This window comes from Bacillus sp. G402, from assembly GCF_051172515.1.
In the GTDB taxonomy this organism is placed as follows: Bacteria; Bacillota; Bacilli; order Bacillales; family Bacillaceae; genus Bacillus; species Bacillus altitudinis.
In genome coordinates, this window is sequence record NZ_JBPIZC010000002.1 from 211184 (window position 1) to 230193 (window position 19010).

20 protein-coding genes and 1 riboswitch are annotated in these 19010 nt (G+C 40.1%); of the genes, 2 read left to right on the top strand and 18 right to left on the bottom strand.

The genetic code is table 11. From position 1 onward, the window contains the following. Nucleotides 1-38: 38 nt before the first annotated feature. Together ACSBQP_RS09740 and ACSBQP_RS09745 are read right to left on the bottom strand one after the other, a co-directional pair. Nucleotides 39-1346: a HAMP domain-containing sensor histidine kinase gene (locus ACSBQP_RS09740; protein ID WP_017359299.1), complete on the bottom strand. Its 1308-nt coding sequence runs from the start codon at nucleotides 1344-1346 to the stop codon at nucleotides 39-41. Beyond that, nucleotides 1333-2028 carry a response regulator transcription factor gene (locus ACSBQP_RS09745; RefSeq protein WP_017359298.1) on the bottom strand — a complete coding sequence of 232 codons (696 nt, stop codon included), beginning with the start codon at nucleotides 2026-2028 and terminating at the stop codon, nucleotides 1333-1335. Before ACSBQP_RS09745 ends, ACSBQP_RS09740 begins: the two co-directional genes overlap by 14 nt. A gap of 236 nt (nucleotides 2029-2264) precedes the next feature. On the opposite strand from ACSBQP_RS09745, the gene ACSBQP_RS09750 reads away from it, so the two are divergent. Next, on the top strand, nucleotides 2265-3470 hold the full coding sequence (locus ACSBQP_RS09750; protein ID WP_017359297.1) for a DUF418 domain-containing protein: 1206 nt from the start codon (nucleotides 2265-2267) through the stop codon (nucleotides 3468-3470). An 80-nt stretch (nucleotides 3471-3550) separates the two neighbouring features. Here ACSBQP_RS09750 and ACSBQP_RS09755 read toward each other — a convergent pair whose 3' ends face one another. Next, the gene (locus ACSBQP_RS09755; RefSeq protein WP_017359296.1) at nucleotides 3551-4483 is read right to left on the bottom strand and encodes a helix-turn-helix transcriptional regulator; all 933 of its coding nucleotides are present in this window, start codon (nucleotides 4481-4483) and stop codon (nucleotides 3551-3553) included. A gap of 83 nt (nucleotides 4484-4566) precedes the next feature. Here ACSBQP_RS09755 and ACSBQP_RS09760 point away from each other — a divergent pair, with 83 nt between their 5' ends. Beyond that, nucleotides 4567-5211, top strand: a complete 645-nt coding sequence (locus tag ACSBQP_RS09760) for an FMN-dependent NADH-azoreductase (RefSeq protein WP_017359295.1) — start codon at nucleotides 4567-4569, stop codon at nucleotides 5209-5211. 77 nt (nucleotides 5212-5288) lie between these two features. Here the strand turns inward: ACSBQP_RS09760 and ACSBQP_RS09765 are convergent, their stop codons facing one another. The 15 genes from ACSBQP_RS09765 to ACSBQP_RS09835 all read right to left on the bottom strand — a co-directional run bounded on the left by ACSBQP_RS09765 (nucleotide 5289) and on the right by ACSBQP_RS09835 (nucleotide 19006). Further along, complete coding sequence (locus ACSBQP_RS09765; RefSeq protein WP_435028358.1) at nucleotides 5289-7145, bottom strand: alpha/beta fold hydrolase; 1857 nt, start codon at nucleotides 7143-7145, stop codon at nucleotides 5289-5291. 57 nt (nucleotides 7146-7202) lie between these two features. Beyond that, nucleotides 7203-7769 carry a TetR/AcrR family transcriptional regulator gene (locus ACSBQP_RS09770; RefSeq protein ID WP_048002053.1) on the bottom strand — a complete coding sequence of 189 codons (567 nt, stop codon included), beginning with the start codon at nucleotides 7767-7769 and terminating at the stop codon, nucleotides 7203-7205. A 146-nt stretch (nucleotides 7770-7915) separates the two neighbouring features. Then, the gene (locus ACSBQP_RS09775; protein ID WP_420481247.1) at nucleotides 7916-8386 is read right to left on the bottom strand and encodes a DUF3885 domain-containing protein; all 471 of its coding nucleotides are present in this window, start codon (nucleotides 8384-8386) and stop codon (nucleotides 7916-7918) included. Nucleotides 8387-8925: 539 nt separating this feature from the next. Continuing rightward, nucleotides 8926-10323 carry a Fe-S cluster assembly protein SufB gene (sufB, locus tag ACSBQP_RS09780; RefSeq protein WP_007500362.1) on the bottom strand — a complete coding sequence of 466 codons (1398 nt, stop codon included), beginning with the start codon at nucleotides 10321-10323 and terminating at the stop codon, nucleotides 8926-8928. 17 nt (nucleotides 10324-10340) lie between these two features. Then, entirely contained in the window at nucleotides 10341-10787 is a 447-nt protein-coding gene (gene sufU / locus ACSBQP_RS09785; RefSeq protein ID WP_008347017.1) for a Fe-S cluster assembly sulfur transfer protein SufU, read from the bottom strand. Continuing rightward, a complete protein-coding gene (locus ACSBQP_RS09790; RefSeq protein ID WP_008347019.1) occupies nucleotides 10777-11997 on the bottom strand; it encodes a cysteine desulfurase in 1221 nt (406 codons plus the stop codon). Before ACSBQP_RS09790 ends, sufU begins: the two co-directional genes overlap by 11 nt. Beyond that, nucleotides 11997-13310, bottom strand: coding sequence for a Fe-S cluster assembly protein SufD (gene sufD / locus ACSBQP_RS09795; RefSeq protein WP_017359290.1), 1314 nt, complete (start codon nucleotides 13308-13310; stop codon nucleotides 11997-11999). The genes ACSBQP_RS09790 and sufD overlap by 1 nt, the downstream gene beginning before the upstream one ends. A gap of 18 nt (nucleotides 13311-13328) precedes the next feature. Next, nucleotides 13329-14114: a Fe-S cluster assembly ATPase SufC gene (gene sufC / locus ACSBQP_RS09800; RefSeq protein WP_007500355.1), complete on the bottom strand. Its 786-nt coding sequence runs from the start codon at nucleotides 14112-14114 to the stop codon at nucleotides 13329-13331. 210 nt (nucleotides 14115-14324) lie between these two features. Beyond that, the gene (locus ACSBQP_RS09805; RefSeq protein WP_008356693.1) at nucleotides 14325-14462 is read right to left on the bottom strand and encodes a hypothetical protein; all 138 of its coding nucleotides are present in this window, start codon (nucleotides 14460-14462) and stop codon (nucleotides 14325-14327) included. 215 nt (nucleotides 14463-14677) lie between these two features. Further along, nucleotides 14678-15046 carry a carboxymuconolactone decarboxylase family protein gene (locus tag ACSBQP_RS09810; protein WP_003212803.1) on the bottom strand — a complete coding sequence of 123 codons (369 nt, stop codon included), beginning with the start codon at nucleotides 15044-15046 and terminating at the stop codon, nucleotides 14678-14680. Between the two features lie 306 nt (nucleotides 15047-15352). Continuing rightward, nucleotides 15353-16174 carry a methionine ABC transporter substrate-binding lipoprotein MetQ gene (metQ, locus tag ACSBQP_RS09815; RefSeq protein WP_007500351.1) on the bottom strand — a complete coding sequence of 274 codons (822 nt, stop codon included), beginning with the start codon at nucleotides 16172-16174 and terminating at the stop codon, nucleotides 15353-15355. Nucleotides 16175-16188: 14 nt separating this feature from the next. After that, entirely contained in the window at nucleotides 16189-16857 is a 669-nt protein-coding gene (locus ACSBQP_RS09820) for a methionine ABC transporter permease (RefSeq protein ID WP_008347031.1), read from the bottom strand. Beyond that, nucleotides 16850-17875, bottom strand: a complete 1026-nt coding sequence (locus ACSBQP_RS09825; RefSeq protein WP_017359288.1) for a methionine ABC transporter ATP-binding protein — start codon at nucleotides 17873-17875, stop codon at nucleotides 16850-16852. Before ACSBQP_RS09825 ends, ACSBQP_RS09820 begins: the two co-directional genes overlap by 8 nt. Before the next feature lie 155 nt (nucleotides 17876-18030). Next, a riboswitch (SAM riboswitch) is annotated at nucleotides 18031-18139 on the bottom strand. 102 nt (nucleotides 18140-18241) lie between these two features. Beyond that, the gene (locus ACSBQP_RS09830) at nucleotides 18242-18583 is read right to left on the bottom strand and encodes an SCP2 sterol-binding domain-containing protein (protein WP_008347033.1); all 342 of its coding nucleotides are present in this window, start codon (nucleotides 18581-18583) and stop codon (nucleotides 18242-18244) included. Between the two features lie 120 nt (nucleotides 18584-18703). Beyond that, nucleotides 18704-19006, bottom strand: coding sequence for a thioredoxin family protein (locus ACSBQP_RS09835; RefSeq protein WP_007500346.1), 303 nt, complete (start codon nucleotides 19004-19006; stop codon nucleotides 18704-18706). Nucleotides 19007-19010 lie beyond the last annotated feature (4 nt).

Below are 19010 nucleotides of genomic sequence, written 5' to 3' on the forward strand. Positions count from 1 at the left end.
CAGATTGTTTCCCCATTCCATGATGTTGTTTTTGCTCTCTACATTTTGGTGTTCCAAAATCGCAGTACGATGTAGTAGGTATCGTGTTTTTCTACACTTTCAAACTGTCCATGCATTCGGGACATCATCCGCTTGATGCTTCGTTCCCCGAGTCCATTGCTTTCCGGTATGATGTCTGTCTTTTTTATCGCATTGCTCACATGGATTTCAAAGACATCTTGGTCGGATAAAAAAGTGATCTGAATGTCCTTTTCAGGATCTGCGTATTTACGTAAGTTAGACATCACATTATCAAATACTCTGCCAAGCTCCTCGACATTCACATTAATATAGCTATCCGGCATTTCGCCTACAATATGGACCGTGAAATTCTCCTGATGCAGCAGGGCGACCTGATCTGATAGAAGATCATAAATCACTTCTTTCACTGCAACGGTTTCAAGCTCTGACTCGTGCTCTTTATCTAGCAGGAAATAGGCAAATAGATTGTCAGACAGATTCTTTAATTGCAGGGCTTTTCCATACGCACTCGCTATATACTTCTCCTTGCGGGTATCCGCTAGAGCCTCCTCTTTTTTGGCAAATTCCAGATTCATGATGAGTGATGTCAGCGGGGTCCTCATATCATGCGACATTTCGGTCACCAAGCTGCGGCTCTCTTCCTGCAGATCATCAATAGCCTGAAGCTTGTCCAAAAAGGCTGTTCTTAAATCCTCAATGCTCTTTGCAATCATGGCCAATTCATCATGCCCCTTCACTGTCATCTCATAATCGAGCTCACCGCCTTCAAGAATATGAATCTCTTCACGGATCGTTTGCAAGTACCGCAGACTTCGGCGAATGCCAACAAGCACAATCAGGAGAAAAATGAGTGTTGCACCAAGCAGTTCTAGTGTAAAGGCGAGATCGTGATATCGAGAGGAGTAAAATCCGTCTACCATAACCCTACCTTCTCCGTCGCTAAATTGAACCGGGTAAGAATGACGCTTTGCGTAGTCGGTCTCCTTTTCTTTCCCATAGGCCGATTCGTCAGCGGCAGAGTAAATCGAGTCATATTGAAGCACTTCATCCTTGTAAACAGTGAGATTAATATAATCTTCTTTTTTCACCCACTCACCGAATGCTTTTCGATCCGTTGAAGTCAGCTCATGTTCTGAAACGTAGCGGCTGAATGTTTGAATGTATCTGGCGGATTCTTCCTTATAGTACTCATCCGAACTTAAATATCCTTCAATCAGGTGATCAGTGATCTTTTGCAGTGTCAAAAAGACAACACCACTTACGATAGCAGCGACCAAAATGAGCAGTGACAGCTTTTTGGTCAGCGTATATTTACGATGTGCCAAACCGGTATCCTCTCCCCCATTCTGTTTTGATATACACGGGGCGAGCCGGGTCATCTTCAATTTTCGCACGCAGCTTTCGGATATGCACCATGACCGTATTGTTTGAACAATAAAAATAAGGCTGGCCCCACACGCTTTCATAAATATTTTGAGCAGAAAATATTTTGTTTCGTTTGTTCATGAGCAGTTTTAATATCCGATATTCTAAATCAGATAACTTGATTTGCTGCCCATTTTTCCACACTTCATTAAATTCCTCACTCACCTTCAGGCTACCGCCAACTAAATAGGTTTCTTCCTGTTCCTTTTTTTCCTGATAGATGGTATATCTGCGCAATTGCGCCATGACCCTAGCGTGAAGCTCCTCTTCTGAAAAAGGTTTTGTCATATAATCATCTCCGCCAGCGAGTAATCCTTCGGTTTTATCCCATGTACTAGATCTGGCGGTCAAAAATAAAATCGGCACATTTGAGGTGGCTCTTATTTGCTGGCACGTTTCGATCCCAGAGATACCTGGCATCATAACATCCAAAATCACCAAATCAAGCGAATCATCTATAACATGCAATGCCTGCTTACCATCCATGGCTCTCAACACCTCATACCCTGTACGTGTCAGAGATTCCTGCAACAGGTCACCAATATCCTGATCATCCTCTACAACTAATATTCGATGGGTCATATCTCTGTCACCTCATCCTCCATGACTTCATTCTTATATATTATTACTATATATCATCTAGCTATGTGAAAAGATACACCATAAATCTTAAGTGTTTATGAATATGATCAATTGCCATCAAGTTGTCACATTTATTTTCAAAAAATTGGATCTTCATAAATGATTAAGAATTGGCCTGTATATTGATTCATTGAAGGATCTATCTTTAGATCCAATACATGAAAAGGAGCATTAATATGAATGTAAGCAAGGTAGAACACGGACAACCAATGAGTCTTAAAGAACGGGTGCATTTCTTGGACATCGTACGAGGATTCGCCTTAATGGGAATTATTTTGGTCAACTATTTTTTGATTGTGGATTCGGTCAAGGGATTTGAGATGGAGTCTAATGATGTATTTCACAACTTGGTGAATTGGTTTGCTTCAGGAAAGTTCATTACGTTATTTTCCTTTCTATTCGGGGTTGGTTTTATGATATTTATGGATCGAGCCGCTCAAAAGGTGGACAGCCCGAACAAGTTGTTTGCTCGCAGATTAACGATTCTCTTAGGATTTGGTCTTCTGCATGTCACGTTTGTATGGATTGGTGATATTTTGACCTATTATGCTGTCGCGGGCTTCTTATTGCTTTTCTTTTACAAACGCACAGCCAAAACCATCCTGTACTGGCTGATCACACTCTTTGTGATTCAATTGCTCACGCCTCTTTTCTCAATGCTGCTCAACACCATCAGTACAGGATCATCAGGCAAGCCGGATTTTGCTGATTTCGAGCTGACTAGCCACAACAGTCTGACTTATTTAGCATCTATTGGTGACCGGTGGGCCGATATGGTCACGATGGCTTCCAGCTCATTTTCCACTGTCTATTCGATGTTCTTCATGTTTTTACTTGGTGTGTATTTTGTGAAAATGTCGTTTTTCAAAAACATGGAGACGAAAAAAGCGATTTGGAATCGTATTTGGATGATTTGTACAATCGCTTTTCTTATCACACAAGGCAGTACGATTATGACAGCGGTCACCCCTTTTGAACATACGCCATGGATGAACATTGTCTCAGCACTTGAGCAAAACGGAGGATTAACTGGCAGTATGTTCTATATGAGTTCACTTGCGATGCTGTTTTTGCACGTTCCTCAGCTGCGAGGTGCTTTGATGGTTTTTACCAAGGTCGGACGGATGTCCCTGACCTGCTATTTGCTTCACTCGATCATTGGAACAGTGCTGTTTCTGAAATATGGAGCCGGACTTGCAGATCATCTTCAACCCGCTGGTACGTTCTTCATTGGCATTGGCGTGTATGCCTTCCTTGTCCTTTTCAGTACGTTATGGTTAAAGCGATTTAAGTCTGGACCGATGGAATTTATCTGGCGTCAGCTGACGTATGGAAAGGTCAATGACAAATCGAAAACAAATACATTTCAGGCGGCGAAGTAATAGAAAAAAGGCGAATTACGACAGTTCGCCTTTTTTTAATGTGTTAAGTTTTTTGTGATTGAGATACAATCCGTTCATTTTTAATATTGATCCATCATTTCTTGCAATTGAGTCAAATAACTCTCTTTTAATTCATCGGGGTATTCAATTTTCACATGTTTCCCAAATGAGATCAAATAGTGAGTCATATACGATAATTCTTCTTGGTTGTACCCACCCACTATATAAGGCGTATCATCAATGGTCTCCAATCTCATATTCGGATAATGATTCTTCAAAAACTTCTCTTTCCCTTGTTCCGTTAATCGACATTTAAAAGAGATATCATGATAGGTTTTTTCGTATTCGAGCTGCAGTGCTTTTAATTCTTCCTTCGTAAAAGTGTCTTTCGTTTCTTCTTCGATCATCATGTCCGTCATACAATCACATCTGTAGATGCCCCACTTTTTATTCTGAACATCATATGCTTCGGTGAACCAAATCCCATTTCGATAAAACAACTCAAGAAATTGTAGCCTGATCCTTTTATGTTCATATTGAGTGTATGTCATCTTCACGATTTGATCTTCCATCATTGCCTGCAATATCAAATCCAAATGATGTTGTTCACTCACTGGTGCGACATGATAGTAATGAATCACATCCAAAATCTCCGTGATCCGATGTTTTCTCTCATCAGACATTGTAGCAAACAGTTTTTGGCGAATCTGTGAGTAAGACTTTTTAAATGGTGTTGCTGACAACAGATCTAAGGCTTTAAGAGCGAAAAAAATGGCTTGAACTTCATCTATTTGAAAATAGATCGGAACTAATGGAGATTGATTCACGAGCCGATATCCTCCATGTCTGCCATTTTCAACATAAAAAGCTAAGCCCATGGACTCTAGCTCTTCCATATCTCTTAAAGCCGTACGTTTAGAAATGCCAAATTCAGTTTCTAAATCTTTTAATTGAAATGAATATTTATCACTTAAAAAAATAAGCTCTTGGTTTAAGCGTTCTGATTTTTTCATTTGATTTTCCTTCTGAAAAAGGTGACATGTTTTGTCACCTTTATATTTTATACTCAGTTTATCAAAAGAAAAGGAGCATGTATATGCAAACACTAATCATTAACGCGCACCCAGATTTCACTCATCGAGAAAGTTATTCAAACAAACTGCAAACACTATTTTTAAAGCAGTTTAAAGAAAGATTTCCTCATGAGGAACCAACCATTTTACATTTATATGGAACTGAAATTCCTCGTATCGAAAAAGACCAGCTGCTAGGAATTTGGGATAAGCAAGCATCTGAACAATCATTAACAGCTGCCGAAGAAAAAATCGCCGCTGCTTCATCTGCTCTATTGACTCAATTCAAAGCACATCATCGAATTGTAATTGTATCACCTGTTCATAATTTCAATGTGACTTCACGAATGAAAGATTATATAGATAATATCTTTATTGCGAGAGAAACGTTCAAATATACAGAAGATGGTTCAGTTGGTCTGATGACTGACGATTATCGTGTACTTTTGCTTCAAGCAAGTGGCTCAATTTTCACAAATAATGATCGGTACACACCACTGGAATTTTCATATTATTATCTAAAGGAAATATTCCAAAACTTGATGGGGTTTCATCAATTTCATATTGTCCGGGCACAAGGAACAGCGATTTTAGAGCAAGATGTGATCTTACAATCTGCATCTGATGACATGACGAAAACCTTAGATGCGTTTTATGCACCTCGTTAACCTCTATATTTTCAAGACCCAGAACGAAAAATTTTGCTCACTTGTCATCAATCTTATTTTTCGTTTTGGGGTGACTCCTATCTACTAGTACAAATATTATTGATGACTAATGCTGCCGTTTCACTCGGGTGGCTAAGAGGGAAATGGTGGCCATACGGAACAAAATCAACCTTCCCAAGATGCGATGGCGCAGAATAGCCTCTGTCATACTCCCCCCAAATCATGTGTAAGTTATCCTTTGTGACTTCTTTAAAGTCACCTTGATCGGTTTTCCGTAATAAATGGTTAAGCTGAACCGTTGTATTTAAAATTCTAGGAGAAGTAAAGCTGTTTCTGATTTTTTCAATATAATTTTCAGGGATGCTCTTCGTGCTTTCAAACAAACCATTTCTTAATACATAACGCTCTATCAAATGAGTCGTTGCCAATCTTAATGTCCATTTGTTCAGAAATTGAGGAACATGAAGTGATTTTGCCTTTTGTTTAGCAACAGGCGGCTGAAGTAAAGTGATGGAATACTTCTTATCTATGTAATTTTGTGCTAAAGCTTCTAGAAGAATATACGCACCGAATGAATGACCGATTAGATGTGCACCATTAGCCGCTTTCTCCAATAACTTTTTCACTACATTCAAATAGATATCTAGAAGATGTTTCGCTCGTTTAAATGGAGAACGCCCCAAACCAGGAAGGTCCAAGATCCATACAGGTTGACCTGTTTTCTCATGAAGCTCTTGTGCTAAAGGAAATAAATCTTCTCCATCACTCAATAAACCATGTAATAAAATAAACGGCTTCCCCTCTCCATGTAATTGGTAAAGGGTGTTATTATCGCATAATGTTCGTTTAAATAAATGATGTTGCTCACCATTTTGAGCCATCATTCGATAATCTAGATCAGCTACTACAGCAGGGAAAAATGTCATGACACTCGTCTTCTTAAACCAATCTTCTCCCATTATTTTTTTCGCTGAAACATTTGAAAACGTTCGTTTTGTCATAAAATTCAATCCGTCAGAAGGAATGTTTGTGAGTTTACTGACGCCACTATTCATGATAGCTTTCATCAGTGGCATTGGGACAGAGATGTTTGGCGTCTTCATATTCATACTTTCTGACATCATACTTAATAGTCCAGCAACGTTCTGATCGTGCTCTTTGTCTTCAACAAGTGTATATGTTTGAATAGCCGGCTGCTCCAACTTGAAAACCTGTACAATACACTTCGCAAACTCATCGTTTGAAATAAGTGGTAACCGATAGTCCTTACCTCCAGGAATCACCGGCATGAGCCCTCTTCGCATACTCTTTACAAGCAAACCCAATCCTGCAATTTGCTCTGTACTCCCTGTTTGACTACTACCAACGACAGTTGGCGGATTAATGACAGAAAGCGGATAACCTACTGCTGATGCCTGCTGACGAATATAAAGATCTGCTAAAAACTTTGTTCTCTCATAAGGATTTTTTATTTTCAAGTAATCGTTTCCTTCTTCAAACACGTCGATGGCAATCTTGCTATTTTGATCATCAAAGGGACTCATATAACCGACAACATGGATAAATTGCTGTAAACCCTTCGATTGATGAATACTTTTAGCTAATTCACCAATATATTTGGCGCCATTTAAAAAGACGGAAGCTGCCTCTTTACTGGTTGCTTGAATATCCATGGGTCCTCCTGCGTGAATGATCACATCCGTTGTCAATACCCTCTCCTGATCTTCAGGACTTAGACCCAAATCGGCTTTCGTCAAATCACCTTCAACAAAGTGCATCACTGCCTCTTTTAAAATACCTCTTTCTTGAAAAGTGCGTGTTGCTTTACTTTTCGACCTTACTAAAAGAAGAATGTTCACATCCTCTTTCGCTAATTCCTCGACTAATTGCTTCCCAATAAAGCCCGTTCCACCCGTTAAAAATAATGTTTTCATGTGAAATCTCCTTTTTAGTACTAATCAGTACTAATTTGATGTAAAAAAAATGCTTCTTTATCGAAGCAAGTTAAATAAATGATCTGCTGTTTTTGTGATGACAGTGGCATCTTTCAATGTTTCTGAAATAAATAACGCTCCTTCAAGATTTGTCATAAAAAGTGATGCCACCTCATCAATCTGAATCGAATCTCTGAATTCCCCGTTCTCTACCCCTTGTTTCAGTAATAGAGAAACTTTCTTTTGTAATCCCGTGAAAAAAAGACCTATTTTTTCTTTTATTTGTGTGGCCTTTGCAGGACTTTGAATATAAAGAGTAATAAATGGACAACCGCCCTTATACTCTCTCGACTGAACACCTTGTGATAATTGCTTTAAAAACAGTTGAATACGATCTTCAACTGAAAATTGGGTCTGAGACAGTACGTCATCCATTGCAGATTGATACATATCAATCCAATAATCAACGACCCCTTCTAATAATTCCTCCTTATTAGAAAAGTGATAATACACATTAGACTTTGATACTTTGCTAACACGTACCAATTCATCCATACTTGTATAAGCAAACCCTTTTTCTAAAAATAAAGTTGCAGCTACTTCAAGTACACGTTTTTGATTCATTAATTTTATCTTTGTCATAATTAGAACTATACAGTACTAATTTGAATGTGGCAAGTATTTATGATCATTTAGAAAAGAGTTTGATGAAAAAGTTTTCTCAATGCGGGCAAACGCAAATGAGGAAACTAACAATAAGAGAGTTTCTTTTAATTATAATCTTCTCCTACCAGTAAAGTACTATACTTTGCTTTAAATTTTTCATACTTTCTCTCATCCTTAAATAATAAGAATGCCCCTCTGTCATCATAAATATGATAAATAAAATCTTTATTTATAAAGAAAATTTCAGGATAACTACTATATTTGTCATTGAACCTCGGAGCCATACTTTTAAAATCTTGATTACATATTGCCTTGATTATTTTCTTGTACTCTATATGCTGTTTTTTTGTTTCTAAAGAATATTGAATGACTTTTCCATTCTCATCTTTAGAATTTTTGACATTGAGTCTATATTTATTAATTTTTTTTGAATACTTACTATATACTCCTATCGGCCTCTGTAATGAATGCTCGCTTCGAACAATTGTGACGACGAACAATAAATCGTTCTCCCCAAAAAGTTCATCAAATATACTTATTGCAACATTATAAACCTTATTAAAAATATTGAGGATTTAAATGGCCTTGATCATTAAACTGATACATGTCTTTTTCGAGTTGAATATGAAGGCTTAGAGGTAACTCGTTAAAGGAATCATTAATTAAATCAATATTGAATTCACTTTGTAAATAATCTAGGTGAACCATATCTCATTCTCCATTCATTCTTTTATGTACAATTCTTATTTTATTCATACTCGACCACTTTTATTTAGTGTAGCTATACGCTCTCCGGATTTATTCATTAATTTGTAGTAACTTCCTCCATGAGAATTCCCTTTCCCAAAATCTCTTAAAATGGACCAACCAGATGTAGGATTTTTCCACTTTTGTCTACCTTTAACCTTCTTAGTGAAAAGAGGAATCTTAACTCCAGTATCATTCAATAAAGATTTTTTACATTTTTTTATACATAGTCAACTTAGATGTAACCAATGAAATAGAAAAAGACGAACTTAAAAAGTTCGTCTCATACACTAAAAGGTCATCTTGATCGGCACAAATTCGGCACGCTTCATCAACCTCTTATATCAATCATTTTCAACCCTCTGTATTAACCAATAGAACCTTCCATTTCAAACTTAATCAAACGGTTCATTTCAACGGCGTATTCCATTGGCAGTTCTTTTGTGAATGGCTCGATGAAGCCCATGACGATCATTTCTGTTGCTTCTTCTTCAGAAATTCCGCGGCTCATCAAGTAGAATAGCTGCTCTTCTGATACTTTTGATACCTTCGCTTCGTGCTCTAATGAAATGTTGTCGTTTAAGATTTCATTGTAAGGGATCGTATCAGATGTTGATTTGTTATCCATGATGAGTGTGTCACACTCGATGTTTGAGCGTGCACCCTCTGCTTTGCGTCCGAAGTGTACGATTCCACGGTATGTGACTTTACCGCCTTGTTTGGAAATCGATTTCGATACGATCGTTGAAGATGTGTTTGGTGCAAGGTGAATCATTTTTGCACCTGCATCTTGGTGCTGACCTTTACCTGCTAGGGCAATACTTAATGTCATACCACGAGCGCCTTCACCTTTTAAGATGACAGCTGGGTATTTCATCGTCAGCTTAGAACCGATGTTTCCATCAATCCATTCCATTGTTGCATTCTCTTCACATACTGTACGTTTTGTCACAAGGTTGAAGACGTTGTTTGCCCAGTTTTGAATCGTCGTATAACGGCAGTAGCCGCCTTTTTTCACGATAATTTCAACAACCGCACTATGAAGTGAGTTTGTTGTGTAAACTGGAGCTGTACAACCTTCTACGTAATGCACGTGTGCGCCTTCATCAACGATGATCAGTGTACGTTCGAACTGACCCATGTTCTCAGAGTTGATTCGGAAGTATGCTTGCAGTGGTGTATCTACTTTTACGCCTTTTGGTACGTAGATGAATGAACCACCAGACCATACAGCCGAGTTAAGCGCAGCAAATTTGTTGTCAGTCGGAGGAATGACTTTTGCCCAGTGCTCACGGAAGATGTCTTCGTTCTCTTTTAATGCACTGTCTGTATCTTTAAACACAATGCCTAGATCTTCAAGATCTTGCTTCATGTTGTGATACACAACTTCAGATTCATACTGAGCAGATACACCTGCTAAGTACTTTTGCTCTGCTTCAGGGATTCCAAGCTTGTCAAAGGTTTGTTTGATTTCTTCTGGTACTTCATCCCAAGAACGCTCTGAGCGTTCTGATGGTTTTACGTAGTACGTAATTTCATCAAAGTTTAATGCATTTAAATCTCCGCCCCATTGTGGCATCGGCATGTTGTAAAAGTGCTCAAGAGATTTCAAACGGAAGTCGAGCATCCACTGAGGCTCTTCTTTCATACGAGAAATTTCTTCAACGATCTCTTTTGTCAGTCCGCGCTCTGAACGGAAAATGGAAACGTCTTTATCAGAAAAGCCGTATTTATATTCACCAACATCTGGCATTTTTTTAGCCATCCATTTTCACTCCAATCTTATGATTTGCCGTTATCTTCGGCAGATGCGCCTTTTTCAAGCGCCTTCCAGGATAATGTTGCACATTTGATGCGCGCTGGGAATTTTGCGACTCCCTGCAGCGCCTCAATATCACCAAGATCAATGGAATCGTCGTATTCTTTTCCTAGCATCATATCGGAGAAAATCTGAGACATTTTCAAAGCTGTTTCAATATCTTTCCCTTTAATCGCCTGCGTCATCATAGAGGCAGATGCCATCGAAATCGAGCATCCTTCTCCTTCAAATTTCGCATCGATGACTTTTTCGTCTTCGATTTTCATCGTGAGACGAATGCGGTCACCACACGTAGGGTTGTTCATATCGACGACAATGCTGTCGTTTAACACACCTTTGTTTCTCGGATTTTTATAATGATCCATAATCACTTGTCTGTACAGTGTGTCTAAGTTTACATTAAAAGACATTCGTAAAATACTCCTTTGTCTTACGGAGCGCTGCCATGAGCTCGTCAATCTCCTCTTCTGTATTGTACAGATAGAAGCTTGCTCTTGCAGTCGCTGATACACCAAGCCATTTCATGAGCGGCTGTGCACAGTGATGTCCAGCACGAATGGCGACACCTTCCGTATCTAGAACAGTTGAGGCATCATGAGGATGGACGTCGTCTAAGTTAAACGTCACAAGTCCAGCTCGGTGCTGCGGTCCGTAAACCGTGGCACCTTCAAGCTCCTTAAAGCGCTCAAGTGCATAAGTCGCAAGCTGATGCTCGTAACGACTGACTTCCTCCATTCCGATGTCATTTAAGAAATCAATCGCTTTTCCGAGCCCAATTGCTCCTGCAATAATCGGTGTTCCCGCTTCAAATTTCCACGGCAGCTCTTTCCATGTAGAATCATATAGATCCACAAAGTCGATCATTTCACCGCCAAACTCAGCAGGCTCCATATTATTCAAAAGGTCCTTCTTCCCGTAAAGAACACCAATGCCAGTCGGTCCACACATTTTATGCCCAGAGAAGGCGAAAAAGTCGCAATCCAAGTCCTGAACATCAATTTGCATGTGCGGGGTGCTCTGGGCACCATCGACGACGATAATTGCACCGTGATCGTGAGCAATCTTTGCGATGTCTTTAATTGGGTTGATGGTTCCTAATACGTTTGAGACATGTGTGACAGCAACGATTTTCGTTTGATGTGTGATGGTTTGCTTCACATCTTCAAGCGACAGCGTGCCGTCTTCCTGTAACGGAATATATTTCAATGTGGCGCCAGTTGCTTTTGCTGCCTGCTGCCAAGGGATGATATTCGCATGATGTTCCATATGCGTAATGACGATCTCATCGCCTTCTTTAAGGTTTGCTCTAGCATAGCTGATTGCCACTGTGTTCAGTGCGGTTGTTGTACCTCTAGTAAAAATAATCTCCTGGACAGAAGAAGCGCCAATGAATGCACGAACTTTTTCTCTTGCACCCTCGTATGCGTCCGTTGCTTTTGTGCCAAGGGTATGAACACCCCGGTGGACGTTCGAGTTGTAAGACCGGTAATACTCATTCATTGCATCAATGACAACTCGTGGTTTTTGAGATGTCGCTGCACTGTCCAAATACACCAAATCATGTCCGTTCACTTGCTGATGAAGGATTGGAAACTGCTCACGAACGTCTTTGATATTCATTATTTTACTTTCCTTTCAATCACAGAAACGAGCTGCTTTTTAACTCCTTCAATCGGCAGTTCTTTGACGACTGGATTTAAGAAGCCATAAATGACAAGTCTTTCTGCATCTTCTTTGGAAATCCCACGGCTCATGAGGTAATAAAGTTGAATTGGATCAACACGCCCAACAGAAGCAGCGTGCCCCGCTGTTACATCATCTTCATCGATTAAAAGAATTGGGTTAGCGTCACCGCGTGCTTTCTCACTCAGCATGAGAACACGAGATTCTTGCTCTGCATTTGACTTCGTTGCGCCATGCTCGATTTTACCAATCCCGTTAAAGATAGAAGATGCTTGATCCTTCATGACACCATGCTTCAAGATATACCCTTCAGAGTTTTTACCGAAGTGGATGATGCTTGTTGTGAAGTTTTCCGTTTGATTCCCGCGGCCAACAACAACTGATTTTGTATCACCGAATGTACCGTCGCCCATAAGCTTCGTGATGTTTTCAGACACGACATCTCCATCATTCATCAGACCAAGCGCCCATTCGATTTTACTGTCACGGCCATTTGCCATACCACGTCTATTCACATAGACTGTCACACCTTCTGCAAGGTTATCCACTGCACCGTAAGTGACGCGGGCATTTGCACCCGTGAAGACTTCAGACACGATATTGAAGATCGCTTCTTCTGGTGTTGCCGTACTGATGTAGTTTTCGACATATGTCACAGCACTATGATCGTCTGCTACAACGATGACATGGTTGAACAACGTTGTTTCGTCATTTTCATGAAGATAAACGGCTTGAATTGGTGCTTCAAGCTCTACGTTTTTCGGTACATAGAGGAAAGCTCCGCCATTCACTAAAGCAGCATGTAGAGCTGTTAGTTTGTGCTCATCCACTTTCACTGCATCAGTCATGAAATATTTCTTCACTAGGTCTCCATGTTCGCGAATCGCAGTATGGATATCAGTGAAGATCACGCCTTTGTCTTTTGCTTCATTAGAAAGAGACAAGTATGCTGGCGTTTGATCACGCTGAATATAGACTGTCTTATCTGTGTCCTCTAAATCAATAAGAGATTTCACTTCTTCAGGAAGCTCTTCTAAAGATCCAAATGGCGCACTTTCAACTGTATGCTGTTTGAAATTGGTTAAATTCCATTTTGAAATATTCGTTTTGTCAGGCTTTGGCATTGGAAGGTCTTCTGCTTTTTCAAGAGCCTGTAAGCGAAGGGAACTCATCCATGCCGGTTCCTGATGCTTCTCGGAGAAGCTTTTGACATAATCTTGATCTACTGATAATTTCGTTTCTAATGTCATCAATAATCCTCCTAACGCTTACGCTTCTTGACCAACAGTTTCGTCTTCAATTCCTAACTCTTTTTTAATCCAGTCATAACCTTCTGCTTCTAGACGCTGCGCGAGTTCTGGTCCGCCAGATTTCACAATACGTCCTTGCATCATAACATGAACGTGATCTGGTGTGATGTAGTTCAATAGGCGCTGATAGTGAGTGATCATTAAGCAGCCGAAGCTTTCGCCTCGCATTTTATTAATCCCTTTAGAAACAACTTTCAGTGCATCGATATCAAGACCAGAGTCGATTTCGTCAAGGATGGCGATTTTTGGTTCAATCATCATTAATTGAAGAATTTCGTTACGTTTTTTCTCCCCGCCTGAGAAACCTTCGTTTAGGTAGCGCTGTGCCATATCTGGGTCCATTTCAAGGAATTCCATGTTTTCGTCCATTTTGCGGATGAATTTCATGAGAGAGATTTCATCGCCTTCTTCTCTGCGTGCGTTAATAGCCGAACGAAGGAAGTCTGCATTTGTTACACCACTAATTTCAGATGGATATTGCATTGCAAGGAAAAGACCCGCTTGAGCGCGCTCATCTACTTCCATTTCAAGAACATCTTCGCCATCAAGCAAAATGCTGCCTTTTGTCACTTCATACTTAGGGTGGCCCATGATTGCAGCAGATAAAGTAGATTTACCTGTACCGTTTGGTCCCATTACTGCGTGGAATTCTCCACCTTTTATTTCTAGGTTTACACCTTTTAAGATTTCTTTCCCTTCAATCTCAACGTGCAAGTCCTTAATTGTTAATGTCGAAGCAGTCATATATCGATACCTCCAAAATAATCATTATTCTCAATTTATTCTCATTCTAATTTTATAACAAATTAAAAGTGAATACAACACATTCACGACAAGCGTGAGAGGATGCTCTCAAAATTCTAACAAAAAATACAGGTAGATAAAAGGATTTATGTCGAAAAGACTGTTTTCATAAAGAAAGGACGGGAAACTATTCTCCCCGCCCCTTAGCTATCAATAGCCTCGTATATTCATTTTTGCGAGCTGTCTTTTCTCATCTCGATAGGACTGCTCTCGTTTAAGTTCTACTTTCATTCGTAAGTCATGGTCTCTTTCGTACTCTGCATAACTCATGCCATGAGATTGATGCATGGCCTTTTCCATCTCGGCGGTATAATCCAATCCCAGTGTACTCTGGTCCGAACAAATAATAAACCATTCCCTTCTTTGAGTGTAGCTTCATTGTATCAAAGGCATGCTGCTTCACTCAAAAGGGATATAACACGCTATGCTGGCATATTTTCTCACACAACCGGCTGAGAACGACTCAACTCCCTGATTTGGAAAAATACCATCTTATCCTTCCCTTAATGCGTCTGTCCTCCAAATTCATCAATACATTGCTGAACAACTGTGATGCCTTGACTTAGCGCAGCACCGCCGCCAAACGCTGCCGCCACACTGACGACCTCCAGCAAATTCTCTTCTGTTGCGCCTTGGTCGAGCGCTCCCTTTGTATGATAGATCATGCAATATTCATCTTGTGCATGAATGCTGATGCCAAGGGCAATCATTTGTTTTTCTTTTTGCGTTAATGAATCGCTCTGGAAGCACTGCTCCGTAAATTCATTGAATTTCTTGCCAAACACCGGCATTTTCTTCTGGAATTCACCCATTGCCGTTTTATAATCAGTCAGTGATTGCTGCATGGATCCGCTCATATGCTGTTCATTCATTTTGATTCCATCCCTTCAGGTCATTTGTACGTTTTTATTATGAGCGAGATTTGAAAAAATACACAAAAAACCTCGCTTTGGTAGAAGCGAGGTTGCAGATTGTTGATAAAGGGCTAAAATGATCTTTATTTTAGCCCTTTGTCTTCCTTTCAGCGTGATAGAAAACCTTTGCAGTCTAGGAAGGACGAGCACCGGAGCGGAGCGAATTTGACATTCGTGAGCACCGGAGCGCAGAACTGACAAAGAATGCGAGGGTTTGTCTACATGCTGAAACCTCGCTTTGGTAGAAGCGAGGTTGAAATGTTGTTACTCAGATACAGGCAATACTGCACCATCATACTTTTTGTCGATGAATTCTTTGATTTTATCAGAGTGAAGAACTTCCATTAATACCTTGATCTTCTCTGATTTTTCGTCACCTTTGCGAACAGCGACGATGTTTGCATACGGGTTGTTTTTCGTTTGCTCAAGTTCGATTGAATCTTTTTTCGGATTCAATTTATTTTGGATCGCATAGTTAACGTTGATAAATACAGCGTCGCCTTCACTGTTTTCATAAGCTTTCGCTGTTAGTTCAGGAGCGATTTTTTTGAATTTTAGGTTCTTCGGGTTTTCTTTGATGTTTTTGACTGTTGCGTTGATTGTATCTACTTTTGGATCAAGCTTGATCACACCAGCATTTTGTAATAGGGCAAGCATACGTCCTTGCTCAGCTACGTTGTTTGTCATGATGATCGTGCCGCCGTTTGGGATATCTTTTACTGATTTGTATTTCTTAGAGTAGATACCGAAAGGCTCAAGGTGAACGGCACCAGCACTCACTAAGTTGTAATCTTTGTTTGATTTATTTTCTTCGTTCAAGTAAGGGATATGTTGGAAAAAGTTCGCATCCACTTCTTTTTCAGCTAATGCTTTGTTGTACATTTTATAATCGCTCAGTACTTTCACTTTTAGATCGTAGCCTTTTTCTTTTAGAAGTGGTTTTGCTTCTTCAAGAATCTCGGCATGTGGTGTTTTTGAAGCGGCAACCGTGATGGTTTTGTTATCGCTTGCGTTATTTGATGAACCGCAAGCAGCTAAAATGCCTGCAAATGCTAGAAATAGTGCACTTAAAATCAATTTCTTCATGAATAATTCCTCCCTTAACGTTTATCAATTTTATTTGTAATCAAATCACCGATTATTTGAATGATAAAGACGATGATCAGAATAAACACAGTGGCTACAAGTGTGACATCTGTATTACCAGATTGGTATCCTTCTACATAAGCAAGGTCACCAAGTCCGCCTGCTCCAATTGCTCCTGCAATCGCAGTAGAGCCAATCAGAGCAATCGCTGTTACAGTAATTCCTGAAATAAGGGCTGGCAGTGATTCTGGAAGCAATACTTTGAAAATAATGGTCGACGTTTTTGCTCCCATAGATCGTGCTGCTTCAATGACTCCTTTGTCTACTTCACGCAGTGCAATTTCGACAAGACGTGCGTAGAAAGGGGCTGAGCCAATGACAAGGGCTGGTAATGCTGCATTTGGACCTAAAATTGTATGCATTAAAAATTTCGTAAACCCTAGTAAAAGAATAATTAAAATGATAAAAGGAATCGATCTGAAAATGTTGACGACTGCGCCGATGACAGCATTGATCGGTTTATTTTCCCAAAGACCGCCTTTTCCTGTAAGGAAGAGCAGTAGGCCAAGAATAATACCGATCACAAAGGCAAATGCCAATGAAATGAGTGTCATATACACCGTTTCACCCGTCGCGTTCCAAATAACCTCTAGATCAACGTTCGGAAACCATTTCTCAAACATGTGTCATCACCTCGATTTCAACCTGTTTGCTTTGGATATAGGCGATGGCTTTTTCAACTTCGTTCTCGTCTCCATTAATATGGATAAAGAGTGTTCCAAACGCGCCTTCCTGCGTTTGAGAAATCTTTCCTTGCAGGATGTTCACATCGACCTTGAAGGATCGAATGATTTCCGTGATCAACGGCTGTTCGGCAGAATCTCCAATAAAGGACAACCTGACGACCTGACCTTCTTTTACTCTCTCTAGGACGTGCTCGATCGTTTCTTTTGCTTCTTCTGGTTCAGCAAGCTGTTTCACGAATCGCTTCGTCATTTCTTCTTTCGGCTGTCTGAAGACACGTAATACTTCGCCTTCTTCGACAATACGGCCATTCTCCATCACTGCCACACGATGACAAATTTTGCGAATGACGTGCATTTCATGTGTGATCAATACAATGGTGAGTCCTAGTCGTTTATTAATATCGGCTAAAAGCTCAAGGATGGAATCCGTTGTTTGTGGATCAAGCGCAGAAGTGGCTTCGTCACATAGCAGAACTTTTGGGTCATTCGCTAATGCTCTCGCAATCCCTACACGCTGCTTTTGCCCGCCGCTGAGCTGAGAAGGATATGCATTTTCTTTTCCTTCTAAACCGACCAATTTAATCAGTTCGTTTGCACGAGCTCTCCGTTTTGACGTTGGTACACCTGCGATCTCGAGCGGGAACATAATATTTTGTCTCACTGTTCTTGACCAGAGCAAGTTAAAGTGTTGGAAAATCATGCTGATTTCTTGTCTTGCTTTCCGAAGTTTCGCATTCGATACTTCATTGATCCGGTTGCCTGCCACTTCAACGATTCCTTCTGTTGGCAACTCCAGACCGTTTAATAGGCGAATCAAGGAGCTTTTCCCAGCGCCGCTATACCCGATAATTCCGAATATTTCACCTTTATCGATATCCAAGTTGACGTCTTTCACGGCATCAACATTTCCGCTTTTTGAAAGATACGTTTTTGATACATTCTGTAAATGGATCACAGTCTGTTCACCTGCTTTCTTGCTGAATCTATAGGTTGCCATCACATACGTTCAATTATTCTTCCGACTGTTATGACTCTAGCCTGACGCAAGGTCAGTAAAAAAGACCTAACTGCAACGCAAGCAGAAAGGCCTTTTATATCAAATACGCCTTTCTCTCATCTTTCAAAGCGTTGCGGCTTTGAGTGAATTGGCACCAATTTCAGCTATGCTGACGGTTGCCGGGTTTCATAGGGCACGTCCCTCCACCTCTCTTAATAAGAGAAAATATGTTGTTTTATGTGATGTTCATGTTTTTACTAACGTAGAATATCATGCTATCTGAGATATGTCAACGCTGTAAATCGCTAATTTCCAAGTAAACGACTACGTTATCATTTTTCGAAAAAAACCGTTCGTCAGCCAAAGTACCGCTTCTAGTCTTAGAAGAGCTCGAAATGAGCCTTTCACTTTCACTTGTCCTCTGCTGATCAGCTGCTGTAAGGACATGTCTCCATCTAATAATTGCAAAATCTCTTTTCGCTCACCATAAAAGATGAGATCCGATAACTCAATTGCAGGTAGTTTCTTCACTTCACCACGTTCATCCACAATCAATGTACAAGAGTCCGTTTCCGCCTCAAATGTAATCTTCAAGGATGATGATGAGAGCAACGGCTTTAACAATAATCGCTGCCCTGCACTTCCATGGGCTTTCACATTTTCCACATGTATAACCTCCCTGTCATTTGGTTATACATAACATTTCTCTACAAACATCGGCTTGTCCTTTATAAATAGCTCGACAAATTTTCAAATGAATTGCTTGAAATATGACAAAAAACCGCTTTATTTAGCGGTTTCAATCATTTCGTGAAGATATGGAACGGAGTGAAAGGCATAGCCTTTTTGCACGATTTCACCCTTTTTAAACAGGAGAAAGCAAGGGACACTTTCGATCTCAAATGCTTTTGCAAAACTTGGCGAGTAATTTAAGTTATTTTCATAAAAAGGAACTTCCGGCTGCATGGCATCAACCACTGCCAGCATCTTCTTTGCCAGCTGGCATGTTCCGCAAAATGGTGTATATAAGTACAAAAGAAATAAATCGTCCTCTATCTCCTTGAATTCATGCTCTTCAATCTCTTTCATATAC

Excerpts from the sequence above, each read along its gene's own strand:
- ACSBQP_RS09745 (WP_017359298.1), bottom strand. The coding sequence starts at position 2,028 with ATGACCCATCGAATATTAGTTGTAGAGGATGATCAGGATATTGGTGAC.
- ACSBQP_RS09750 (WP_017359297.1), top strand. The coding sequence starts at position 2,265 with ATGAATGTAAGCAAGGTAGAACACGGACAACCAATGAGTCTTAAAGAA.
- ACSBQP_RS09755 (WP_017359296.1), bottom strand. The coding sequence starts at position 4,483 with ATGAAAAAATCAGAACGCTTAAACCAAGAGCTTATTTTTTTAAGTGAT.
- ACSBQP_RS09760 (WP_017359295.1), top strand. The coding sequence starts at position 4,567 with ATGCAAACACTAATCATTAACGCGCACCCAGATTTCACTCATCGAGAA.
- ACSBQP_RS09765 (WP_435028358.1), bottom strand. The coding sequence starts at position 7,145 with ATGAAAACATTATTTTTAACGGGTGGAACGGGCTTTATTGGGAAGCAA.
- ACSBQP_RS09770 (WP_048002053.1), bottom strand. The coding sequence starts at position 7,769 with ATGAATCAAAAACGTGTACTTGAAGTAGCTGCAACTTTATTTTTAGAA.
- sufB (WP_007500362.1), bottom strand. The coding sequence starts at position 10,323 with ATGGCTAAAAAAATGCCAGATGTTGGTGAATATAAATACGGCTTTTCT.
- sufU (WP_008347017.1), bottom strand. The coding sequence starts at position 10,787 with ATGTCTTTTAATGTAAACTTAGACACACTGTACAGACAAGTGATTATG.
- ACSBQP_RS09790 (WP_008347019.1), bottom strand. The coding sequence starts at position 11,997 with ATGAATATCAAAGACGTTCGTGAGCAGTTTCCAATCCTTCATCAGCAA.
- sufD (WP_017359290.1), bottom strand. The coding sequence starts at position 13,310 with ATGACATTAGAAACGAAATTATCAGTAGATCAAGATTATGTCAAAAGC.
- sufC (WP_007500355.1), bottom strand. The coding sequence starts at position 14,114 with ATGACTGCTTCGACATTAACAATTAAGGACTTGCACGTTGAGATTGAA.
- ACSBQP_RS09805 (WP_008356693.1), bottom strand. The coding sequence starts at position 14,462 with ATGCATCAATCTCATGGCATGAGTTATGCAGAGTACGAAAGAGACCAT.
- ACSBQP_RS09810 (WP_003212803.1), bottom strand. The coding sequence starts at position 15,046 with ATGAATGAACAGCATATGAGCGGATCCATGCAGCAATCACTGACTGAT.
- metQ (WP_007500351.1), bottom strand. The coding sequence starts at position 16,174 with ATGAAGAAATTGATTTTAAGTGCACTATTTCTAGCATTTGCAGGCATT.
- ACSBQP_RS09820 (WP_008347031.1), bottom strand. The coding sequence starts at position 16,857 with ATGTTTGAGAAATGGTTTCCGAACGTTGATCTAGAGGTTATTTGGAAC.
- ACSBQP_RS09835 (WP_007500346.1), bottom strand. The coding sequence starts at position 19,006 with ATGAAAGAGATTGAAGAGCATGAATTCAAGGAGATAGAGGACGATTTA.